This is a genomic window from Dactylosporangium sp. NPDC050688, assembly GCF_040654515.1.
GTDB lineage: Bacteria > Actinomycetota > Actinomycetes > Mycobacteriales > Micromonosporaceae > Dactylosporangium.
In genome coordinates this window covers 1-20,681 of sequence record NZ_JBFAIC010000059.1, presented here as the reverse complement: position 1 = coordinate 20,681, position 20,681 = coordinate 1, and the positions used below count along the sequence as shown (strand labels likewise).

19 protein-coding genes are annotated in these 20,681 nt (G+C 74.3%); 5 read left to right on the top strand and 14 right to left on the bottom strand.

Annotated features, from left to right (window positions below; all coding sequences use genetic code 11):
- Nucleotides 1–58: 58 nt before the first annotated feature.
- The 7 genes from AB0H83_RS38875 to AB0H83_RS38845 form a co-directional block, all read right to left on the bottom strand.
- Nucleotides 59–532 carry a response regulator gene (locus AB0H83_RS38875; RefSeq protein WP_360104303.1) on the bottom strand — a complete coding sequence of 158 codons (474 nt, stop codon included), beginning with the start codon at nucleotides 530–532 and terminating at the stop codon, nucleotides 59–61.
- A gap of 191 nt (nucleotides 533–723) precedes the next feature.
- Complete coding sequence (locus AB0H83_RS38870) at nucleotides 724–1,161, bottom strand: SRPBCC domain-containing protein (RefSeq protein ID WP_360104300.1); 438 nt, start codon at nucleotides 1,159–1,161, stop codon at nucleotides 724–726.
- Nucleotides 1,162–1,163: 2 nt separating this feature from the next.
- Nucleotides 1,164–1,523: a helix-turn-helix domain-containing protein gene (locus AB0H83_RS38865; protein ID WP_360104298.1), complete on the bottom strand. Its 360-nt coding sequence runs from the start codon at nucleotides 1,521–1,523 to the stop codon at nucleotides 1,164–1,166.
- On the bottom strand, nucleotides 1,520–1,981 hold the full coding sequence (locus AB0H83_RS38860) for an SRPBCC family protein (RefSeq protein WP_360104295.1): 462 nt from the start codon (nucleotides 1,979–1,981) through the stop codon (nucleotides 1,520–1,522). Before AB0H83_RS38860 ends, AB0H83_RS38865 begins: the two co-directional genes overlap by 4 nt.
- A gap of 78 nt (nucleotides 1,982–2,059) precedes the next feature.
- Nucleotides 2,060–2,719 (bottom strand): hypothetical protein, encoded by a 660-nt coding sequence (locus AB0H83_RS38855; protein ID WP_360104292.1) that lies wholly within the window; start codon nucleotides 2,717–2,719, stop codon nucleotides 2,060–2,062.
- Nucleotides 2,720–2,741: 22 nt separating this feature from the next.
- The gene (locus AB0H83_RS38850) at nucleotides 2,742–5,117 is read right to left on the bottom strand and encodes an FHA domain-containing protein (protein ID WP_360104289.1); all 2,376 of its coding nucleotides are present in this window, start codon (nucleotides 5,115–5,117) and stop codon (nucleotides 2,742–2,744) included.
- A complete protein-coding gene (locus AB0H83_RS38845; protein ID WP_360104286.1) occupies nucleotides 5,114–6,955 on the bottom strand; it encodes a protein kinase in 1,842 nt (613 codons plus the stop codon). Before AB0H83_RS38845 ends, AB0H83_RS38850 begins: the two co-directional genes overlap by 4 nt.
- Before the next feature lie 118 nt (nucleotides 6,956–7,073).
- Between AB0H83_RS38845 and AB0H83_RS38840 the strand changes: the two genes are divergently transcribed.
- Nucleotides 7,074–10,058, top strand: a complete 2,985-nt coding sequence (locus tag AB0H83_RS38840; RefSeq protein ID WP_360104284.1) for a BTAD domain-containing putative transcriptional regulator — start codon at nucleotides 7,074–7,076, stop codon at nucleotides 10,056–10,058.
- Nucleotides 10,059–10,257: 199 nt separating this feature from the next.
- Here the strand turns inward: AB0H83_RS38840 and AB0H83_RS38835 are convergent, their stop codons facing one another.
- From AB0H83_RS38835 to AB0H83_RS38820, 4 genes are all read right to left on the bottom strand, one after another.
- Nucleotides 10,258–12,738: an FtsX-like permease family protein gene (locus AB0H83_RS38835; RefSeq protein WP_360104281.1), complete on the bottom strand. Its 2,481-nt coding sequence runs from the start codon at nucleotides 12,736–12,738 to the stop codon at nucleotides 10,258–10,260.
- On the bottom strand, nucleotides 12,735–13,460 hold the full coding sequence (locus tag AB0H83_RS38830; RefSeq protein ID WP_360104278.1) for an ABC transporter ATP-binding protein: 726 nt from the start codon (nucleotides 13,458–13,460) through the stop codon (nucleotides 12,735–12,737). Before AB0H83_RS38830 ends, AB0H83_RS38835 begins: the two co-directional genes overlap by 4 nt.
- Nucleotides 13,457–14,038 (bottom strand): PadR family transcriptional regulator, encoded by a 582-nt coding sequence (locus tag AB0H83_RS38825; RefSeq protein ID WP_360104275.1) that lies wholly within the window; start codon nucleotides 14,036–14,038, stop codon nucleotides 13,457–13,459. The genes AB0H83_RS38830 and AB0H83_RS38825 overlap by 4 nt, the downstream gene beginning before the upstream one ends.
- 81 nt (nucleotides 14,039–14,119) lie before the next feature.
- A complete protein-coding gene (locus AB0H83_RS38820; protein ID WP_360104272.1) occupies nucleotides 14,120–14,755 on the bottom strand; it encodes a peptidoglycan recognition family protein in 636 nt (211 codons plus the stop codon).
- Between the two features lie 224 nt (nucleotides 14,756–14,979).
- On the opposite strand from AB0H83_RS38820, the gene AB0H83_RS38815 reads away from it, so the two are divergent.
- The gene (locus AB0H83_RS38815; protein ID WP_360104269.1) at nucleotides 14,980–15,708 is read left to right on the top strand and encodes a lysozyme; all 729 of its coding nucleotides are present in this window, start codon (nucleotides 14,980–14,982) and stop codon (nucleotides 15,706–15,708) included.
- A 63-nt stretch (nucleotides 15,709–15,771) separates the two neighbouring features.
- Here the strand turns inward: AB0H83_RS38815 and AB0H83_RS38810 are convergent, their stop codons facing one another.
- Nucleotides 15,772–17,529 carry a molybdopterin-dependent oxidoreductase gene (locus AB0H83_RS38810; protein WP_360104266.1) on the bottom strand — a complete coding sequence of 586 codons (1,758 nt, stop codon included), beginning with the start codon at nucleotides 17,527–17,529 and terminating at the stop codon, nucleotides 15,772–15,774.
- A 32-nt stretch (nucleotides 17,530–17,561) separates the two neighbouring features.
- The gene (locus tag AB0H83_RS38805) at nucleotides 17,562–17,864 is read right to left on the bottom strand and encodes a hypothetical protein (protein WP_360104263.1); all 303 of its coding nucleotides are present in this window, start codon (nucleotides 17,862–17,864) and stop codon (nucleotides 17,562–17,564) included.
- Nucleotides 17,865–18,031: 167 nt separating this feature from the next.
- Between AB0H83_RS38805 and AB0H83_RS38800 the strand changes: the two genes are divergently transcribed.
- Entirely contained in the window at nucleotides 18,032–18,436 is a 405-nt protein-coding gene (locus AB0H83_RS38800) for a ChaB family protein (RefSeq protein ID WP_360104260.1), read from the top strand.
- A gap of 22 nt (nucleotides 18,437–18,458) precedes the next feature.
- Here AB0H83_RS38800 and AB0H83_RS38795 read toward each other — a convergent pair whose 3' ends face one another.
- Nucleotides 18,459–19,304 (bottom strand): hypothetical protein, encoded by an 846-nt coding sequence (locus AB0H83_RS38795; protein WP_360104257.1) that lies wholly within the window; start codon nucleotides 19,302–19,304, stop codon nucleotides 18,459–18,461.
- Between the two features lie 46 nt (nucleotides 19,305–19,350).
- On the opposite strand from AB0H83_RS38795, the gene AB0H83_RS38790 reads away from it, so the two are divergent.
- Complete coding sequence (locus tag AB0H83_RS38790; protein ID WP_360104254.1) at nucleotides 19,351–20,373, top strand: helix-turn-helix domain-containing protein; 1,023 nt, start codon at nucleotides 19,351–19,353, stop codon at nucleotides 20,371–20,373.
- Nucleotides 20,374–20,452: 79 nt separating this feature from the next.
- Nucleotides 20,453–20,681 (top strand): TCP-1/cpn60 chaperonin family protein (locus AB0H83_RS38785; protein WP_360104252.1); only part of this gene is annotated, 229 nt, incomplete at its 3' end.

Sequence of the window (20,681 nt, the reverse complement as noted above, 5' to 3'; positions counted from 1 at the left end):
ACCACGGCGCGACTTCGATCAACCGGCCAAGATCACCAGCGGGCCGGGGCGCGGGGCGTCAGTCGGCGTCGTCGAGGCGGGCGGGGTCGGAGACGCGGCTGGGCAGGGTGACGGTGTGGCCGTAGAAGTTGCGGATCTCCGAGACGACGTGCTCGAACTGGTCGAGGTCGATCGGTTTGGTGATGAACGCGTTGGCGTTGCGGCTGTAGCTGGCCATGATGTCGCTGTCCGTCGAGGACGTGGTGAAGACGATCACCGGGATCGACTTGAGCTTGTCGTCCTGCTTGATGAGGGTGAGCGCCTGGCGGCCGTCGACGCGCGGCATGTTGAGGTCCAGCAGGATCAGGTCGGGCCGGGGCGCGTCGGTGTACGGCTCCTCCCGGTACAGGAACGCCATCGCCTCCTCGCCGTCGGCCACGTGGTGCAGCTCGCTGCGGATGCGATGGTCCTCGAAGACGCTCTCCATGAGGGCCACGTCGGCGAGATCGTCCTCGACGAGCAGGACCTGCAGGACGGATGGCTCAGTCGGCATCGCGGTTCTCTCTCATGGTCGGTCCGCCACGGGGATGGCACGGTGGAAGCGCGTCGGGCACACCATCGACAGCGGCACAGTACGGTACCGCCGCGACGAGGGCTGTGCTCGGACGTGCGGCACCACGCCGGCGTGTCCCGGAGCAGGGCGGCCCGGGGCGGCGGGCGCGTGCCGTCACCCCGGGCCGCGGGTCAGTGCCAGTTGCTGATCTGCACGTCCCGTGGGGCCGGTGCGCCCTGGCCGGTCTCGACCAGCGACTTGAGGCTCAGCAGGTAGGACGCCCACTTGGTGCTGCAGTGGTACATGAACTCGACCGGCTCCTTCCAGCCGAGGTGCTCGAACAGCACGATCGTGTAGTCGCCGTCGCGGTGCAGCTTCCAGTCGATGGTGGTGCCGATCCACTCCTCGGGGCCGTCCACCACCCGCCAGGTTACCCGCTCAGCCGGCTTGGCCTGCACGACCTGCATGTCGAACCCGCCGACGGGCGGGAACCGGAACTGCAGGACGCCGTCGTGCTCCTTCGTGTCGCCCGTCCACCAGGCGGCGAGCCCGTCGACGGTCGTCAGCGCGTCGTACACCTGCTGCGGTGCCGCGTCCTTGACGCCGATGCGGTGCAGGATGTCCGTCATCGTCACTCCTCCTCGGTCTGCTGCTGGGTGCGGTGGATCGCCTCGGCGATCTGCTTGATACGGCGCAGCCGGGCGTCCCACGTCGCGCCGACGGAGGACAGCTGCGCCACGGCGCGGGCCAGTTGCACGTCGTCGACGTGGTACCGCTTCTCCCGCCCGGCCGGTGTCGCACGGACCAGGCCGACCCGGTCCAGGACGGTGAGGTGCTTGGCGACGGCCTGCCGGGTGACCGGCAGCTGCAGGCTCAGCGTCGTGGCCGTGCCGACGCCCTCGGTGAGCAGCAGGTCCAGCATCCGGCGCCGGACCGGGTCGCCGATCGCCGACCACAGCTCGTCGTCGACGACGGTCGCCGGGCTCGTCACGGCCGGACCCGCAGCGTGGCGACGTAGGCGGTCAGGCGCGGCAGGAAGTGGTCCCAGCCGGCGACGTGGTCGCGGTACTGCTCCTCCAGGACGGCCGCTTCCCAGCCCAGCTCCCGGAACCCGGTCTCGCTGAACCGCAGCAGCGTCCCGCCGCCGGACGGGGTGAGCCGGAAGGTGACCAGCAGCGAGTTGCCCTCCGCCGCGGCCTGGTCGGCCGGCTGCGTCCAGCGGAACGAGAACCGGTGCGGCGGCTCGACGTCGACGACCGTGAACGCCACCACCGTGCCGCCGTCGTCGCGGTCGCCGAAGACGATCTCGCCGGTGGAGCCGGGCGTCGCCTCGTAACGGGCGTCGTCCGGCCACCACTGCTTGATGTGCTCGGGGTTGCTCACCACGTCGAAGACCACCTCGGGTGGTGCCTCGACGTACATCTCACGTTCGATCGTGCCGAGCTCCATGCTGTACCTCCCGCAACCTTTGGTTGCTTAACAACCTAGCCCGCGGGCGGCGGATGCGCAACCAGTGGTTGCGCGTTGCTATGCGGGAGGCAGCGCCTGCGGCCCGGGCGCGCCGCCGAGCATCCGCTGGTCACGGGTGGTCGCCTCGATGTACGCGCGGGCCAGCGGGGCGAGCGCTGGCAGCTGCAGCCCGCCCGGGCCGTACACCAGCCGGGCGGCACTCACCGCGAACCACGGCGCCGCCGGGCCGTGCAGCATCACCGGGTCGCCGACCTCGTACCGCAGCACGAACAGCCACTGCGCGACGTCGCCCTGCAGCTCCACGACCCCGGTGTGCCAGAAGCTCAGCCACTGGCCGCGGTAGTCGCACAGCAGGCGCTGGCTGGTGAGGATCGTGCGGACCGTCGCGTGGTCGCGCCACTGGTGGGCGGCCTGCGCCTGCGCGCGGTTGCGTGCCGCCGCGTTGCCGATCGCGTTCGCGGCCAGCCCGGCGGCCACGAACGTCGCGGAGCCCAGCAGCATCGTGCTGCTCTGCTGGTACGTCGCCGTGGTGCCGTAGAAGCGGGCGTAGCCGAGCAGGGCGTCGCCGTAGGCCACCTCGTCCGGGTTGAGCCGGACCGCGCCCGGCGGCAGCGCGACGAGGTCGCCGCCGCCGTGCAGGTACCCGTACAGCTGGCAGGCACTGCTCCAGCCCTCGCGCAGCGCGACCTGCTGCGGGTCCTCCGTCTTGCGCCGCACCGCTACCTCCCTTCTCCGGCCGTCAACGGCCCGGCTCGTGGCGCCGCAGCGCCCACCTGCCGGCGCCGGTGACCGCCACCCCCTGCAGGGCGAGGACCCCCATCGCCCACCACCACGCCGCGGCGGTGTGCCGCCACAGCGCGTCCGCGCTCGGGTCCAGCGCCAGCGCGCGCAGGTCGACGGTGGCCGCCGCCGCGGCGTACCCCCACCGCGCCGGGGCCAGCCACGACAGCTGCTCGACGCCGGCGCGGCCGACCACCGCGAACAGGCCGCCGCACAGCACCAGCTGCGCCATCACCAGCCCCACGAGGACCGGCATCGTCTGCTCACCGGTCGACACGTAGGCGCTGACCAGCAGGCCGGTCACGGTGGAGACCAGCGCGGTCAGCCACACGACCGCGATCAGCTCCAGCAGCGGCCAGCGCAGCGCCAGCGCCTCCTGCGCCCCGGGCCGCCCGGCGAGCCCCACGAGCACGAACAGCGCCGCCTGCACCCCGTTCACCGCGGCGAACCCGAGCAGCTTCGAGCCGAGGTACGCGCCCGGGGCGAGCCCGACCGCGCGTTCCCGGCGGTAGACGGGGCGCTCCCGGACCAGCTCCCGCACGCCGCCGGCGAGCCCGAAGAACACCGCCCCGATGATGAGCACGACGGTCAGCTGCGCCGCCTCCGCGCTGCGCCCGAGCGGGTTGCCCGGCCGGGCGAAGCCGTCGTCGCCGGGGATCACGTACAGCAGCGCGGCCAGGCCCAGCGGCAACCCGAGCAGCAGCGCCGCGTACATCCGGTCGGCGAGCGTCACGGCGGCCATCCGCCGGGTCAGGATCGTCAGCTGCCGCCACCAGCTCTGCCGGGGTGGCGGTGGCTCAGCCGGCACCGGCGCCGGCCCGCCGGACGCAGCGCCGGTGCTCGGGGCCGGCGGGGTCACCGTGACGGCGTACCGCGCGGCCCAGCGGTCCGGGTCGTCGTACACCTGCTTGAAGACGTCGGCGTACTCCTCGGCGCCGAAGAACGCCAGCAGCTCGCCGGGCGGGCCGAAGTACGCGACCTTGCCGCCCCGGCCGAGCACCAGCACCCGGTCGCAGACGTTGAGGTGCAACGGGCTGTGCGTGACCACGACGACGGTGCGGCCACGGTCGGCGAGGTCGCGCAGGCTCAGCATCACGTCCCGGTCCAGCGACGGGTCCAGCCCGGAGGTCGGCTCGTCGAGGAACAGCAGCGACGGCTCGGTGAGCAGCTCCAGCGCCACCGAGGTGCGCTTGCGCTGACCGCCGGACAGGGTGTCGATGCGCTGGTCGGCGTGGCCGGTCAGGCCGAGCTGGCCGAGCACCTCGTCGATGCGCTGCTCCCGCTCGGCCGGCGTGACGTCGGAGCCGAAGCGCAGCGCCGCGGCGTACCGCAGGGCCCGGCGCACGCTCAGCGCGGCGTGCAGGATGTCGTCCTGCGGCACCAGGCCGATCCGCTGGCGCAGGTCGTCGTACTCGGCGTACAGGTCGCGGCCCTGGTAGACGACCGCGCCCTCGTTCGCCGGGCGGTACCCGGTCAGCGCGCCCAGCAGCGTCGACTTGCCGGCCCCGCTCGGCCCGACGACGGCGAGCAGCTGGCACTCGCCGAGCTCGAAGCCGACGCGGTCGAGCAGCCGCTTGCCGCCGGCGACCGTGACGCCCAGCCCCTGCACGCGCAGCGAGACCCGGCCGGTGTCGACGTACTCGCGCAGCTGCGTGCCGTCCACGACGAGCTGGTGCCGCCCGAACGACAGCAGGTCGCCGGAGCGCAGGTCGGCGTCGCTGACCCGGCGGCCGTTGACGAACGTGCCGTTGCGGGTGCCGAGGTCGACCAGCCGCAGCCCGCCCTCGGTGCGCACCAGGTCCGCGTGGTACCGCGACACCTGCAGGTCGGCCAGGACGATGTCGTTGTCCGGGGCGCGCCCGATCCGCGTGCGGTCCGCCGCGCGGTAGGTCGCCGACGGCACCCGGCCCGCCTCGAACCGCGGCCCAGACGCAGCCGCAGCGCCGCCAGCCGCAGCGCCGCCAGCCGCAGCGCCGCCAGCCGCAGCGGCGCCCGGTGCGGCGGGACCCGGTGCGGCCGCCACGGTTTCCGGCGGCGCCGCGTGCTCCGGGCGCAGGGTCAGCGAAGGGCCGTCGACGGCGCCCAGCCGGATCTGGTACGGCCGCGCCAGGTCGAGCTCGTCCACCCGCGCGCCCGCGGCGTACGTGCCGTTGCGGCTGCCCAGGTCGCGCAGCCGCCAGCCACCGGCCCCGAACCGCACCTCGACGTGCTCGCGGGACACCCGGGGGTCCTCGATCACGATCCGGCACAGCGGGTCCCGGCCGATGCGCAGCACCTGCTCCTCCGGGCCGATGCGGCGTACTCCGTCGGGGGTGCCGATCAGCAGCGCCGTCACGAGCCGGCCTTCGGCAGCCGCTTCGCCATCGCCGTGGCGAGCTGGATCGCGTCGGACTGGTAGCTGCCGCGGGTGCCGGCCAGGAAGTACGCCCCGGTCACCGCGACTTCGACGACGACCTGACCACTGCGGACGAAGACGATCGCGACCTTGTCGCTGTCGCCGTTGTCGGAGAAGATGCCGAGGCTCTCCTCGCCGAGCTTCGCCGTCTGCATCTCCGACCAGCCGCAGCGGGCCGCCGTGGTGCGCAGCGTGGTGAAGAAGACCTTCGCCTCGTCGCTGTAGAAGCCCGCCACCGCCGAGCCCACGAACGGGTACCCCTGGGCGCCGGTCACCTTGAAGTTGTTGGTCTCGGCGCCGGCGATGGCGTCCCCGGCGACCGCGCCGTCGGCGCACAGCTCCAGCTTGGACAGTCCGCCCCGCAGGTAGGAGTTCTCGGTGCGGGACTCGACCGTGTTCGGCGAGGCGCTCATGACCGCCGCGATGTCGCCGACCGACACCAGCGCCGAGCGCAGCTCCGTGACCGGCGGCGGTGGCCGGCTCTTGTCGAACGAGCGGGTGGCGCCGGGCCGTCCCGAGCCGGGGCCACCACCGCCGGAACCGTCGAGCGACGAGCCGAACTTGTACAGGGAGAAGCAGCAGCCGGCGACGAGCGTCAGCACCACGCCCATGGTCACCAGCAGGGCCCTGCCGGTGCTGGTCTTCGGCTGCCCGGCACCCAGGGGCCCGCCGGGCGGTGCCGTCGGCGGCATCGGGTAGTCGACCGGCCGCGGCGACGCCGGCGCGCCGGCGAACGAACCGGGCGGCAGCGGGTAGCCCGCCGCCGCGCCGCTCGACGGCCCGACCGGCGAGAACCCGGCGCCGGACGTGGGCCGCGGCGGTGGCTGGTACCCCGGACCGGTGGTGGGCGGCGACGCGTAGCCGGGGCCGGTGGTCGGCGGCAGCGCCGAGAGGCCCAGGCCCGCCGTGGTCTGCAGCGGCGCCGCCCGCAGCGCGCGGATCCAGCCGGCGGCCGAGGCCGGCCGCGCGTCGGGCTGGATCGCGAGCATCGCCACGATGCCGCGGATCTCCCGGTCGTGGCCCGGCCCGAGCGCCGCGGCGAGCCGCCGGGTCATGCCGTCGACGTCACCGGCCACCGGCGCCTCGCCGGTCACCGCGTAGTAGACCGTCGCGCCGAGCGTGTACCGGTCGGTCGCCGGGGTGTACTCGCCACGCGCGAGGGACTCCGGGGCCATGAACGGCGCGGTGCCGAAGATCCGCGAGGTCCGGTCGGTGCTGCGCAGCCGGACCAGCCCGAAGTCCACCAGGTACACCCGGCCGTCGGCGGCGAGCAGGACGTTCGCCGGCTTGATGTCGCGGTGGATCACCGCGGCGCCGTTGGTGTCGCGGCCGCTGTGCAGGTGGTCGACGGCCTCCGCGACGTGCTCCAGCGACGCGAGCACGTCCAGGCCGCGGACCTCGCCGCGCTCCAGCGCCTCCTGCAGGTTGCGTCCTTCGATCCACTTCATGACGAAGTAGAGCCGGCGACCGCCGGTGGCCTCCTCGCCCGCGGTGTGCGGCGGCGGGCCGACGAAGACGTCCTTCACCTTCACCAGCGCCGGGTGCTCCACCTGTGTGGCGAGCGCCGCCTGCAGCCGCAGATCCTCCAGCTGCCGCTCGGCGACCGAGTCGTCATCGATGCGGATCATCTTCACCGCGTACCGGAACGACTCGCTGCCGTGATGCTCACGGGCGAGCCAGACCTCGCCCTCGCCCCCGGCGGCACGCCGCTCCACCAGCTCGTAGCGCTGCAGCGCGTCCGCCGGACCGACGTAGCACGGGCCCCCGTCCGTCGACACGAAATCTCTCACCATTTCCTCAGCTGCGGGCAGTGCGGGCGAGCGTAACCGAGCCGCAGCGCCCCGATCAGGTCGTTGTTAGCGGGTTGTTAGCGGTGCGGTGCGGTATCAATGGGCTGTGCAATTCGGACTTCTGGGGCCGGTCGAGGTCCGCGATCAGGGCCGGCTGCTGCCCGGCGGCAGCGGGCGTGCCCGGCTGGTGCTCGCCTCCCTGCTCATCGACGCCGACCGGCTCAGCCCCACCGACCTGCTGATCGCCACGCTGTGGCAGGACCCGCCGGGCTCCGCGAAGGCCCAGCTGCACAACCTGGTCAGCGGGCTGCGCCGCCGGTACCGGGCCATCGACCCCGCGCTCATCGAGACCCGCCCCACCGGGTACACGCTGCGCCTGGGACCGCACCGGCTGGACCTGGCGGAGTTCCGCGCGCTGACCGGACGCGGCAGGGCCGCGGCCGGGTCCGGCGACCACACCGCCGCGCTGGCCCTGCTGGACCGCGCGCTGTCGCTGTGGCGCGGGCCCGCCCTCGCCGACCTCGACGGCCCGTCCACCGCCGCGGTCCGCGAGGCACTGCACCGGGAGCGGCTCGCCGCGGCGGAGGTCAAGCTCGACGCCGCGCTGGCCCTCGGCGGCCACGACACCGTCCTGCGCGAGGTCGAGCCGCTGCTGGCCGCGCACCCGTACGCGGAACGGCTGTACCGCCACCAGATGCTGGCCCTGGCCGGCGTCGGCCGGCGGGCCGAGGCGCTCGCCGTCTACCGCCGCGCGTACCGGCGCCTCGTCGACGACGTCGGCATGGAACCGGGACCCATGCTGCGCGCCACGGAGCGGCTCATCCTGCGCGGCCGGCCGGTCGCGCAGCCGCCCGCACCACCCGCCCGGCCGGTGCCGCGGCAGCTGCCGCCGGCGGTCGAGCTGGCTGGGCGCGGCGCGCTGCTCGACGAGATCACCGGCCGCCTCGACGGTGCCGGCGCGCCGGTGGTGCTGCTGGTCGGCCCCGGCGGGGTCGGCAAGAGCGGGCTGGCCGTCGCCGCGGCACACCGGCTGAGTACCGCGTACCCGGACGGGCAGCTGTACGCCGACCTGCGCGGCAGCCACGACACCCCGGCCGACCCGCACCGGATCCTGGAACGGTTCCTGCGGGCGCTCGGCGTCCCGGCCGCCGACCTGCCCGCCGACCCGGAGGAGCGGGTCATGCTGTACCGCAGCCACCTCGCCGCCGCCCGGATGCTGGTGGTGCTCGACGACGCCGCCGACGAGGCGCAGCTGCGGCCGCTGCTGACCGGGACCGGCGGGGTCCTGGTGACCTCCCGCCGGCAGCTCGCGGCGCTGCTGCACGTGGCCCGGTTCGTGGTGCCGGCGCTGCCGGCCGCCGACGCGATCCGGCTGCTCGCCACCGGCGCCGGCGAGGCCCGTATCGCCGCCGACCCGGCGGCCGCGCGGGAGATCGTGCGGCTCTGCGGCGGGCTGCCGCTCGCCGTGTGCATCGTGGCGGCCCGGCTCGCCGTGCGGCCCGGCACGCCCCTCGACGAGCTGCGCCGCCGCCTGGCCGTGCAGCGCGGCCGGCTCGACGAGCTCACCGTCGGCGACCTCGACGTGCGGGCCAGCATCGCCCTGAGCCACGACGCGCTGCCCGCCGGCGCGCGGCGGCTGCTGCTGCGGCTGAGCCTGGTCACCGCCGCCGACTGGCCGCAGTGGGTCGCGCAGGCGCTGCTCGACGCACCCGCCCGGCACGCCCGCACGGTGCTCGACCAGCTCGCCGAGGTCCACCTGGTGGAGCCGCTCGGCCGGGACGCCGCCGGGCAGGACCGGTTCCGGCTGCACGAGCTCGTCGCCGAGTACGCCCGGGAACGCCACCGCGCCGACGAGGCACCGGCCGAACGGGACCGGGCCCTGCACCGGCTGCTGCACGGCTGGCTCGCGCTGGCCGGTGCGGCCGACGACCTGCTCGGCGACGCCACCGGCGCCACCGACCCGCGCGTCGCGCCACCCGAGGACGGCGCGCGGGCGGTGCGCGCCGGCGCCCTGGACTGGTTCGAGACCGAACGCGCGGGCCTGGTCGCCGCGGTCGACCAGGCCGCCGCCGCGCACCTGCCGGCCGTCGCCGTCGCCCTCGCCCTGCGGATGTCGACGTTCCTGGGCAACCGCGGCTACGTCGACGACTGGGAGCACACGCTGCACACGGCGATCTGCGGCGCGCGGACCGGCGGCGCGCACCGGCCGCTGGCCAAGCTGCTCGACGCGCTGTTCAAGGCGCACCTGCAGCGTGACGAGCACCCCCGGCTGCCGGCCGTCGCCGCCGAACAGCTCGCCGTCGCCACCGCGCTCGGCGACGTGGACCTGCAGGTGCTCGCCCTGCGCAACGCCGGCCTCGCCGAGCTGCGCCTCGGCCGCTTCGACGAGGCCTTCGACTGCCTGGAACGCGCGGTCGCCACCGCCCGCGGCCGGGCGGCTGCGGGCCCGCTGCTCGGCGAGACCCTGGACACCCTCGGCTTCGCCCGCTGGGACACCGGCGACGCCGCGGCGGCCGTGTCGCTGCTGGAGGAGGCGCTCGCCGTCGAAGGGTCCCCGGCCGGGTCGCTGCGCGCGGCGCTGCGCCGGTACCACTACGGACTGGCCCTCACCGCCGCCGGCCGGCTCGACGAGGCCCGGCACGCCCTCGCCGCCGCGCTGGAGACCAGCCACGCCGTCGGCGACGACCTCGGCACCGCGTACATCGAGCAGGCGCTCGCCGACGTGGCGATCGGGCAGGGCCGCCCGGCCGAGGCTGCGCAGCGGCTGGAGCGGGCCCTCGCCGTGCACCGCAGGGTCGACCGCCCCGACGGCCACGCCGAGACCCTGCGCGCCCTGGGCGACCTGGCCGCCGCCGAGGGCCGCTGGGCGGACGCGACCGCCGCCCTGCACCAGGCCGTGGACATCTGGCAGCGCATCGGCGCGACGGTGCAGACCGCCCGCGGCCTGGCCCGCCTCGACCGGGTCGCGGCCGCCTCCGGCGACGCCGCCGCCGCCGCGGCGTACCACGGCAGGTGGCGGGCGGTGCTCGCCGGGCTGCGGCTGGACGAGGCCGCCCTGCACCTACCGGCGGGCCTCACGCTGCGCCCGTGAACCTGCCCGGACCGCCGCTGTGCGTGGCAGGTCGAACGCCGGGAACAGCGCCCCGTCGTTGAACACCACGATGCGCGAGACCGTGCCGCCGAGCACCGACAGCAGCGTGATCCCGTGCGCCCGGTACTGCCCGCGCCCGCTGTTGTCTCATGCGGGTACAGACGGTTCCCGGCCGGAAAAGTCACCGGTGCCGGCGCGGTCAGTCCAGCGGCTGGCGGGCCACGGCCGGTGCCTCCTTCCCGGCCAGCAGCCAGCCGCCCGCGTACGCCACCGCCGGCAGGCCGATCAGGATGGCCAGCAGGCTCGCCGCCGGTGGGTGCCCGAGCCAGTGCAGGGCGCGGTGGTGCCAGGCGAGCAGCGCCAGGTACGCGCCGGCGGTGCCGATGACCGCGCCGAGCAGGGCGAGGCAGCCGGCGGTCGCGGCGGTCAGCGCCCGGCGGGTGCGGCGCGGCGCCCCGGCGGCGGTGAGGGTGCGCAGGTCGCGGGCGGTTTCGGCGCGGATCAGCCCGACGGTCATGGCGAGCACGCCGAGGGCGAGGGCGATGCCGGTCGCGGTGGCGTACGCGGCGACCCGGGCCGTGTCCGCGCCGGTCGGGCGGGTCTCGATGTTGAGCCCGGCGGCGGAGGCGGTCTGCTCCGCCCGGTCGATCTGCCGCTGGGTGAGCCTGTCCGGGGCGTGGATCAGCCAGCCGCCGGGCACCGCCGTGAGTTTCAGGGTGTCCATGGCGTGGGCGGTGATCAGGGCGCCGGGCAGTGACGTGTACGTCGGCAGGTCCGCCTGCTGCACCTTCGGCTTCCAGCCGGAGTTCCGGCTGGGGAAGATGTCGTACCCGTCGTAGCCTGCGCGCCAGCTGACGATGTCGGTGTCGGCGGCGATGCCGGTCGGGTCGATGCCGTAGTGGCGCAGCAGCTCCGGGGTGGCCACGAACAGCGGGTCTGCGTCGTCGCTGCTGTAGTGCCGCCGGGTGCGGCCGTCGACCGTCTCGAGGCTCGGCCGGCCCATCTGCTGCACCGGCCGGCCGCGGCCCTCGGCGCCGCCGGGTTCGGGGGTGTCCGGGTCCATCGCGGCCTGCAGCGGCAGCACCGACGTGCTGTGCAGGGCGGCGGCGATCGCGTCGACCTGCTGCCGCGCGGCGGTCTGCTGTTCGGGTGTCAGCGACGGCACGGGCCCGTCGAGACCGCCGGGGCCCAGCCAGACGATCAGCTGGTCGGCGGGCATGTTGCCGCCGGCGGGGACGGCGGCCTTGGCCACGGCGACGGCGGCGCTGAGCGCGATGGTGGCGGCGATGCCCACGGCGAGGGTGATCGCGGCGAGCGCCGCGCTGGAGCGGGCCCGGAACCGGGCCAGGTCGCGCAGCGCGAGCCGGGGTGCCAGCGGCGCGAACCGGGCGGTCCGGCCGGCGCCGGCGATGCCCATCGGGGCGAGCAGCAGCAGCCCCGCGGCGATGCCGAGGACACCGCCGACGATGTACGGCGCCCTGTCGCCGCGGGATGCGACGATCGCGCCGAGCCCGGCGGCCAGCAGCACCACGCCGAGGAGCGCGAAGCGGTGGGCGGGGCGGGGCGGGACGGGTCGCGCGGACAGCGCCGCGACGACGGGGACCCGGGCGGCGGCGCGGGCCGGCCACCAGGCGGCGCCGACGGCGGTGACGATCGCGAGCAGCGCCATGCCGAGCAGCGGCAGCCACGGCAGGTGGAACCGGTCGACGCGGTGGGCGAGCAGCGGCTCCATCAGCGGACCGAGCGACACCCAGGCGGCGTACCCGGCCGCCGCGCCGGTGAGCGCGCCGGCGACGCCGATGACCGCGCCGTTGGCGACGACGACGAGCCGGACGTGCCGGTGGCTGGCGCCGATGGCGCCGAGCATGCCGAGCGACCGCATCCGGCGCTGCGCCATGACCGTGAACCCGGCCGCGGCGAGCAGGCCGACGAACAGCAGCCCGACCGTGGCGAGCATGAGCACGCCGAGCGTGGCGGGGTCCTGCTGCTCGTTGCGCTGCTGGGTCACCATCCCGTCGGGGCGGCGCACGCTGCGGAACTGTGCGTCGGTGACGCGCAGCAGCACGCTGGTCCGTCCGGCGGGGGCGAGCCGGCCGGGGGCGACGAGCGCGAACCGGTCGCGCAGGTTCAACGGGTTCTCCACCAGGCCGACCACGGTGCGCCGCCGCCCGCCCTGGTCCCAGGTGCCGCCGACGGTCAGCCGGAACAGCGTGGCGACCTGCTCTGTGATTGCGACCTCGTCGGGGCCCTGCGGGTACCGGCCGCTGCCGAGCCGCAGCATCGACCGGCCGAACGGGCCGTGCGGGTCCTGCGCGCGCAGGTCGATCCCGCTCGCCGAACCGGGCACCGGGATCGTCTGGTGGTCGATGACCTCGACGGTGCCGAAGGCGGCCCGCAGCGCGGCGACGTCGGCGTCGGCCTGCGCGCCGGTGCTGCCCAGCGTGGCGATGCGGTTGGCGGTGCCGAACGTGGCGGCCTGCGGGTCCGCCGCGCTGCCGGCGAACCCGAGCCCGACCGTGGTGGCCGCGACGGCGAGCGCGACCATCGTCAGTACCAGTGACTGCTGCCGCCACTCGCGGCGGAACAGCCGCCACGCCCAGCGGATCACGGCCCGCCTCGCGGGCAGCCCGCCGTGGCCGCCGCCGAGGACCAGCGGCCGGTCCTGCACCGCGACGCTCACCGGGCCGGCTCGCCGGTGAGCAGGGACTCCGGGCCGGGGCGCGGCGCCGTGCGGTCCACGATGCGCCCGTCGCGGATGAACACGACCCGGTCGGCCCACGAGGCGAGCTGCGCGTCGTGGGTGACCACGACCGCGGCGAGGCCCCGTTTGCAGGCGGCGAGCAGCATCCGCATCACCGTCTCGCCGTTGGCCGAGTCGAGGGCGCCGGTGGGTTCGTCGGCGAGCAGCAGCCGCCGGTCGCCGACGACGGCCCGGGCGATCGCGACGCGCTGCCGCTCACCGCCGGACAGCTGGTCGGGGAAGCGCGCCGCCCGGTCGGCCAGGCCCAGGTCCTCCAGCGCGCGCAGCCCGGCGGCGCGGGCCTTGCCGGCGCCGACCCCGTCGAGCTCGAGGGGCAGTGCCACGTTCTCCGCCGCGGTCAGGCCGGGCAGCAGGTTGAAGTCCTGGAAGACGTACCCGATGGCGCGGCGCCGCAGCCGGCTGCGCTCGTCGCGGGACATGGCCGCGAGCGGCTGCCCGGCGACGAGCACCTCGCCGCTGGTCGCTGTCTCGAGGGCGCCGGCGATGGTGAGCAGGGTGCTCTTGCCGGACCCGCTGGGCCCCATGACCGCGACCATCTTGCCGGCCTCGACGGTGAGCTCGACGTCGCGCAGGGCGTGGACCTCGTCGGTGCCGTCGAGATACGTCTTGGACACCCCGTGCAGCTCCAGCACCGCGGTCATCGCCTGACCCCCGTCCGGCGGCGGATCTGCGGGGTGGCCGGCGACGGTGGCGGGGGAGGTTCGAGGGCGGCGCGTTTGAGCCGCCCGTCGGCGGTGTCGAGCCACTGCACGACGGAGTCCAGCCGGTACAGCTCGGCGTCGACCACCAGCGCCAGGCCGAGGTCGAGGTCGCCCTCCTCCTCCTTGAGCCGGGTCCACTGCTGCATCAGCTCGACCAGGTAGCGCCGGTGCGTCTGGATGACCTCGTGCACGTCGACGCCGTGCAGGCGCACCGCGACGAGGACCTTGATGACCAGCTCGTCGCGGGGCGGCGACTCCAGGTTGGGCGGGGTGCGCAGCCAGCCGTCCAGCTCCTGCGTGCCCTCGGCGGTGATCCGGAAGCCCCGCTGCGGTCCGGGCTCGGCGTCGTCGTCGGACTGCACGAGCCCGTCGCGCTCCAGCCGCTGCAGGGTGGTGTAGACCTGCCCGACGTTGAGCGGCCACACCTCGCCGGTGCGCGCCTCGAACTCCTCGCGCAGCTGCAGCCCGTACTTCGGGCCCTCGCTGAGCAGGGCCAACAACGCGTGCCGGATGCTCATCGCGCCACCATCCTCGATATCATGACAGGTATAATACTCGGTATACTCCGTCTGTCGAGGCTGGTTTCCGCGGTACGGGGGTCAGAGGGCGGCGGCCACGGCGGCCCGCAGCTCCGGGAGCCGGTCGTGCAGCAGCCCCGGGCACTCGGTGACGTTGAAGTCCTTGTGGCCGTAGATCTCCGTGGCGGGGATCGCGTACTGCTGGCAGGTGAACGCGCAGAACGCCACGAGACTGTTCCACAGGGCGGCCGGCGGCTGCACCGTCAGGTAGGTGCCCTCGTTCTCGATGCCGATCGCCTGGTCGTTCTGGCCCTTGCAGTGCGCGCCCTGGACCATCGTCTGGCCGTGCAGGAGGGCGTACAGGCTGCCGTGCCGGCCCTCGGTCAGCCAGCCGCCGCGGCTGTTGGTGAAGTGCTGGCCGCTGTCGAGCCAGCCGTTACCGTCCATGTGCAGGTCCTGGATGTCGCGGGAGTTCTGGAACGCGTGCGCCTGCGAGGAGTCCGTCGAGTTGGCCATCGCGGTGTGATGCACGATGATCTTGTTCGGCCGGTACTGGTCGACGGTGACCGGGCCGGCGGGTGGCCTGGCGCCCCAGCTGCCGCAGTTGGCGATCGTGGGCTGCTCGACCGCGGCGGCAGCGGGGTCGGCGGGAGCGAGCAGCGCCGCGGCGCCGCCGAGCAGGACGGCGCCACGCAGGACGCCGCGACGAGTGACCATGGGTGCCTCCGGCTGCCGGTGCCAACTTTCGGATCGCATAGAAGTTTGTAAACTTCTTGCAGCGGGGCACGCTACACCTGGTCAAGGTGCTGTGTCCATCGATCAACGCCACTTTAGAATTCCGCCATAGTTCGACGTCGACCTATTGAAAGTTTCCGACGATCGTGAGCTAATCGGCGAAGTTATCTGCCAACCCCGGAGCACACCCCCCAAGGAGGCGCACCGTGTCCAAACGACGGCTCGGCGCACTGGCAGTCCTCTCCCTCGCTGCCGCCCTGCTCACCACGGCCCTGGCCGGCAGCCCGGCCTCGGCGGCCACCGTGACCTACGGCCAGGACGTCTCGGGTCACCAGGGCAACGTCAACTGGTCGGCGCAGTGGAGCGCCGGCTCCCGGTTCGCGTACGTCAAGGCCACCGAGGGCACGTCCTACACCAACCCCTACTTCGCCCAGCAGTACAACGGCTCGTACAACGTCGGCATGATCCGCGGCGCCTACCACTTCGCCCTGCCGAACGGCGCCGGTGGCGCCGCCCAGGCCGACTACTTCGTCGCGCACGGCGGCGGCTGGTCCAAGGACGGCAAGACCCTGCCCGGAGCCCTGGACATCGAGTACAACCCCTACGGCGCCACCTGCTACGGGCTGTCGCAGGCGAGCATGGTCAGCTGGATCCGGGCGTTCCTGAACCGGTACTACACCCGTACCGGCCGCTGGGCGACCATCTACACCACGACCGACTGGTGGCGCACCTGCACCGGCAACTACAGCGGCTTCTGGGCCAACTCGCCGCTGTGGCTCGCCCGCTACAGCAGCTCCCCGGGCACCCTGCCCGCCGGCGCCCCCACCTGGTCGTTCTGGCAGTACTCCAGCACCGGCCCCTTCGCCGGCGACTCCAACCAGTGGAACGGCGCCCTGGACCGGCTGAAGGTCCTGGCCTGCAACGGCCCCTGCTGAACCGACCCGGCAACGACGGCATCGCCCCGGAGACCACCTCCGGGGCGATGCTCGCCGCGGAGATCAGTCGGCGACCACGAGGGCCTGCGGGGCGGCCTGCTTCATGCGGGTGCGCAGCCACTTGAGCTGGGTGGCGGTCTCGCCCTCGCAGGTCTGCACGACGCCCAGCAGGTCCTCGTCGCGCACGCCGCGGGCGGCCTGGCCGACCACGGTCCAGCAGATGTCGCACTCGGCGGCCATGAGGTACAGGTCCTGCAGGTCGCGCAGCAGACCGAGGCCGCCGGTGCGGGTGCCGCCGAACGGGCCGGAGTGCAGCCGGTCCGGCTCGTCCGGGGCGTGCTCGCGGTACCGGCGGGCGAACGGCTCGAGCTGCTCGGCGTGGCGGTCGCACTGCTGGGCGAGGCGGTGGCACAGGTGCTGGATGCCGCTGCCGCCGCGCAGCCTGTCGTAGGTGATGCCGGTGTAGTCGCACGGCCGCCCGGCGGAGCACGCCTTCCACGCCTCGAACGCCTCCTCGGGGCCCTTCCACGGGACCAGCGGGTTGCCGTCGCGGTCGCGGAAGTCCATGCGGCGGGCGTAGTCGAGGAAGATGTCGAGGTCGGCGCGGGCCTCGCCGGGCGGGTCGACGGCCCGCTCGCTCAGGTGGACGGTGCGGTCGACGCTGGTGAACGTGCCGGTCTTCTCCGCCCAGGTCGCGGCGGGCAGCACCACGTCGGCCAGTTCGGCGGTCTCGGTCAGGTACAGGTCCTGCACCACGACGAACAGCTCGGGCCGGGCCAGGACGCGCCGGATCCGGGCCAGGTCCGGCAGGGACACCGCCGGGTTGGTGGCGCTGATCCACAGCAGCTTGATCGAGCCCTGCTCGGCGTACCGGAAGATCTGCATCGCGTGGGTCGGCGGCGACCAGTGCGGGATCGTGGCGGGATCGACGTTCCACAGCTCGGCGAGCTCGCGGATGTGCTCCGGGTTGTCCCAGTTGCGCAGCCCCGGCAGGTCACCGTCGGCGCCGGTCTCGCGGGTGTTCTGCGCCGTCGGCTGCCCGTTCATCTGGTACAGGCCGGCGCCGGGCCGCCCGAGCATGCCGCGGATCAAGTGCAGGTTGTTCACCGCGCAGGACGCGGCGGTGGCCTGGTTGGACTGGTAGAACCCCTGCAGCACGGTGGACAGCAGCCGCTGCGCCGTGCCGAGCAGCTCCGCGGCGCGTTCCACCCCGGCGGCGGGCACGTCGCAGATCTCGGCGACCCGCCGCGGCGGGTAGGCGTCCACGACCGCGCACAGCTCGTCGAAGCCGATCGTGTGCGCCGCCACGTACGCCTCGTCGACCCAGCCCCGGCGGACGACCTCGCGCAGCAGCCCGTTCAGCAGCGCCAGGTTGGTGCCGCCGCGCACCGCCAGATGCACGTCGGCCTCGCGGGTGACGGCGGTCGAGCGCGGGTCGACGGCCAGCATCGCCGGCGGGTTCGGGCCGCGCCGGCGGTCCAGCATCCGCATCCACAGCACCGACTGCGTCTCCGCGACGTTGTGCCCCCACAACGCGATCGCGTCGCAGTGGTCCACGTCGGTGTACGAGCCGGGCTGCCCGTCGGTGCCGAAGCTCGCCTTCAGCGCCGCGGCGGCCGTCGCCGTGCACAGGCGGGTGTTGCCGTCCATGTGCGGGGTGCCGAGCCCGGCCTTGCCGATCACGCCGAGGGTGTAGTACTCCTCGAGGAACAGCTGCCCGCTGGTGTAGAAGCCGAAGTGCCCCCACCCGCCGGGCCCGTCCAGCAGCGCCTTCGAGCGCGCGACGATCCGGCCCATCGCGGTGTCCCAGCCGGTCTCCACCAGCCGGTCGCCGTCGCGGACCAGCGGCCGGGTCAGCCGGTCCCGGCTGTGGTTGGCCTGCCAGCCGTAGAGGTCCTTCGGGTCGAGCCGGCCACGGTTGACCCGGTCGACCGCCCGGCCCGCACGCCGACGATCCGGCCGTCCTTGACCGCGACGTCCATCGCGTCGCCGTTGGAGTGCAGCACCGACGCGCTCTGGAACCAGCCGTCGACGATGCTCTCGGTGAGCCCGCCGGCGAGGTACCCGTCGACCCGGACCGGCCACGCCTCGCCCGCCGCGTACGGGGTGCGTTCCCCCCACGGGTCGGCGATCCGATCAACCTTGCGATCCAGCACGGCGGGCCTCCTGACGCTGCGGCGGGCCGGGCGGTGGCCCGTCAGCTCCGCTACCCGTGCACCGGCGGACGCAAACGACGGGCGTCAGTCGATCGCCGCCCGGCGTGGAGCGTTTCGCGCCTGCCGTACCGGGCAGGGGATCCCCAGACCCTATGGAGGGAGTGACCATGCCTGCCCGTAAGGAGTTGCCGAGCACGGTGCAGCGCTCGCCGAAGAAGGCGCAGAACACGTGGATCCGCGCGCACGACTCGGCGGTCGAGACCTATGGCGAGGGCGAACGCGCCCACCGCACCGCGTTCGCCGCCCTGAAGCACTCGTTCGAGAAGGTCGGCGACCACTGGGAGCCGAAGTCCGGCGGCAAGAAGGGCCCCAGCGACACGAAGGCCGCCGGGGGCCGCGGATCGCCGGGCAAGACCGCCGGCGGCGTCGACACCAACGCCAGCAAGCAGCATCTGACCGACGTGGCGAAGCGGCTCGACATCCGCGGCCGGTCGCGGATGACCAAGGCCGAGCTCGTCGACGCGATCCAGAAAGCGAACAACAGCAGCACCCGCAAGGCCCGCGGCAAGTAGTCCCGCGCCGGCGGCGGTCGCCTCACGGGCTGTCGCGGTCCGGCAGCAGGGCCGTGCGCAGCTCGTGGGCGCCGTCGGGGCGGCGGGCCTCGAAGTAGGCGCGGTGGCGGCCGCCGGGCAGGGCCAGGATCTCCAGGTACCGCACGTCGGCCACCGGTGCCGCACCGGCGGCCACGAGCCGCGGCCCGCCGTCCACCGGCACGGCGCGGCCGCAGCGTTCCAGCCAGTTCTCCTCGCGGGTACGGCGGCCGTCGTAGTACCCGGAACCATCCGGCAGCACGCAGGTCAGGCGGGCGCCGCGGGCGTCCCAGCCGCCGGGGCGGGCGGCGAGGACCGTGCCGTGCGAGGTCCAGTCGAGGCCGTCGGCGGAGGTCAGGTACCTGGTGAACATGCGGTCGTCCGCGCCCGGCACGTCGAGCGGGTGCACGCACACCCAGGCGGCCCAGCCCCCGGCCGTGCGGTGCACGATCGGGTCCTTCACCGTCTCCAGCGGCCCGCCGAAGGCCAGCCGGCGCAGCGTCGCGTCCGGCAGGCCGGTCAGGTGCGGCGCCTCCAGCACGCCGATCTCCCACGGCGCGCCGTCGGCGGGGCAGTAGCTGGCGTACAGCCGCCAACCGGCGCCGGTGCCGACCAGCGCGGCGCGTTCGACCATGGCGACCCCCAGCGCCGCGGCGGTCAGCTCGAACAGCGGCGTGCACCGGACGCCGTCGGCCGAGCGGGCCAGCACGAGGGCGTCGCCGTCGCCGCGGGTCCGGTACAGCAGGAGCACCGTGCCGTCCCGGTCGAGGACGGCGGCCGGGGCGCCGGCCCAGCGCTGGCTGCCGGTGGCGGGCGGGGCGGCCACGAGTTCGCAGTGGCGGAGGTCCATGCCTTCGACTGTCGCCGCCGCCGGGGTCCATGCGACACTGGCAGGAATGCCAGTGTTCCGGAAGATTCAGCCACCGCTGCGGGTCGCCGCGCTCGTCGGCGGCACCGTGGCCACGTTCGAGCTCGGCATTCTCTGCCAGGTGTTCGGGCTGGACCGCACCGGTGACGGGCTGCCCGCCTTCGACTTCGCCGTCTGCGGCGAGCGCCCGGGGCCGGTGCCGACCAGCTCGGGCTTCGACGTCCACGTGCCGCACGGACCCGACCGGATCATCTCCGCCGACGTCGTCGCGGTGCCGGCCTGGCCCGACCTCGACGCGCCGCTGCCGGCGGTGCTGGGCGCGGCGCTGCGGGCCGCCCACGAGCGGGGTGCGCTGCTGCTGTCGATCTGCTCCGGTGCGTTCCCGCTCGCCGCCGCCGGACTGCTCGACGGGCGCCGCGCCACCACCCACTGGCAGACCGCGGCGCTGTTCCGGCAGCGGCACCCGCGGGTCGACCTCGTCGAGGACGTCCTGTACGTCGACGAGGGCCAGATCGTCACCGGGGCCGGCGCCGCCGCCGGGATCGACGCCTGCCTGCACGTGGTGCGCCGGCTGTACGGCTCGGCGACCGCGAACGCGCTCGCCCGGCGGATGGTCGTGCCGGCGCACCGCGAGGGCGGCCAGGCGCAGTACGTCGAACACCCGGTCCCCCCGACCGCCGGCTTTGCCGGCGTGCTGGACTGGGCCGTCGAGCACCTCGACGAGCCGCTGACCGTGGACCGGCTCGCGGCCCGGGCGAACATGTCGGGCCGCACCTTCGCCCGGCACTTCCGCGCCACGACCGGCACGACGCCGCTGCGGTGGCTGCTGGAGCAGCGGCTGCAGCGGGCGGAGCTGCTGCTGGAGACCACCGACCTGACGGTCGACGCGGTGGCCGGCCGGGCGGGGTTCGGCAGCGCGGACACGTTGCGGCATCACTTCAGCGCCCAGCGCGGCACCACTCCGCGGGCGCACCGGGTGGCGTTCGGTTCCCCGCCCGATCCGCATGGGGCGCCTTGTGTTTCACCCCAGCAGGTGCTAAACCGTTGTTAGCACTCGACACGTGCGAGTGCCAACCGAATGGGATGCAGCAGCCATCACAGGTCGGTCCGACCAGTAGAGGACGACGCAGATGGCCAAATTGATCGTTTTTGGCGAGGATGCTCGCCGTGGCCTCGAGCGGGGCATGAACACCCTCGCCGACGCCGTCAAGGTGACGCTCGGACCGCGCGGCCGCAATGTCGTGCTGGACACCGGCTACGGGGTGCCCACCATCACCAACGATGGTGTGAGCATCGCCAAGGAGATCGAGCTCGAGGACCCCTACGAGAAGATCGGCGCCGAGCTGGTCAAGGAGGTCG

What these genes read in the sequence shown, in the direction of transcription:
- AB0H83_RS38875 (WP_360104303.1), bottom strand. Translation starts at nt 532, where the DNA reads ATGCCGACTGAGCCATCCGTCCTGCAGGTCCTGCTCGTCGAGGACGAT.
- AB0H83_RS38870 (WP_360104300.1), bottom strand. Translation starts at nt 1,161, where the DNA reads ATGACGGACATCCTGCACCGCATCGGCGTCAAGGACGCGGCACCGCAG.
- AB0H83_RS38860 (WP_360104295.1), bottom strand. Translation starts at nt 1,981, where the DNA reads ATGGAGCTCGGCACGATCGAACGTGAGATGTACGTCGAGGCACCACCC.
- AB0H83_RS38830 (WP_360104278.1), bottom strand. Translation starts at nt 13,460, where the DNA reads ATGACCGCGGTGCTGGAGCTGCACGGGGTGTCCAAGACGTATCTCGAC.
- AB0H83_RS38825 (WP_360104275.1), bottom strand. Translation starts at nt 14,038, where the DNA reads ATGAGCATCCGGCACGCGTTGTTGGCCCTGCTCAGCGAGGGCCCGAAG.
- AB0H83_RS38820 (WP_360104272.1), bottom strand. Translation starts at nt 14,755, where the DNA reads ATGGTCACTCGTCGCGGCGTCCTGCGTGGCGCCGTCCTGCTCGGCGGC.
- AB0H83_RS38800 (WP_360104260.1), top strand. Translation starts at nt 18,032, where the DNA reads ATGCCTGCCCGTAAGGAGTTGCCGAGCACGGTGCAGCGCTCGCCGAAG.
- AB0H83_RS38795 (WP_360104257.1), bottom strand. Translation starts at nt 19,304, where the DNA reads ATGGACCTCCGCCACTGCGAACTCGTGGCCGCCCCGCCCGCCACCGGC.
- AB0H83_RS38790 (WP_360104254.1), top strand. Translation starts at nt 19,351, where the DNA reads ATGCCAGTGTTCCGGAAGATTCAGCCACCGCTGCGGGTCGCCGCGCTC.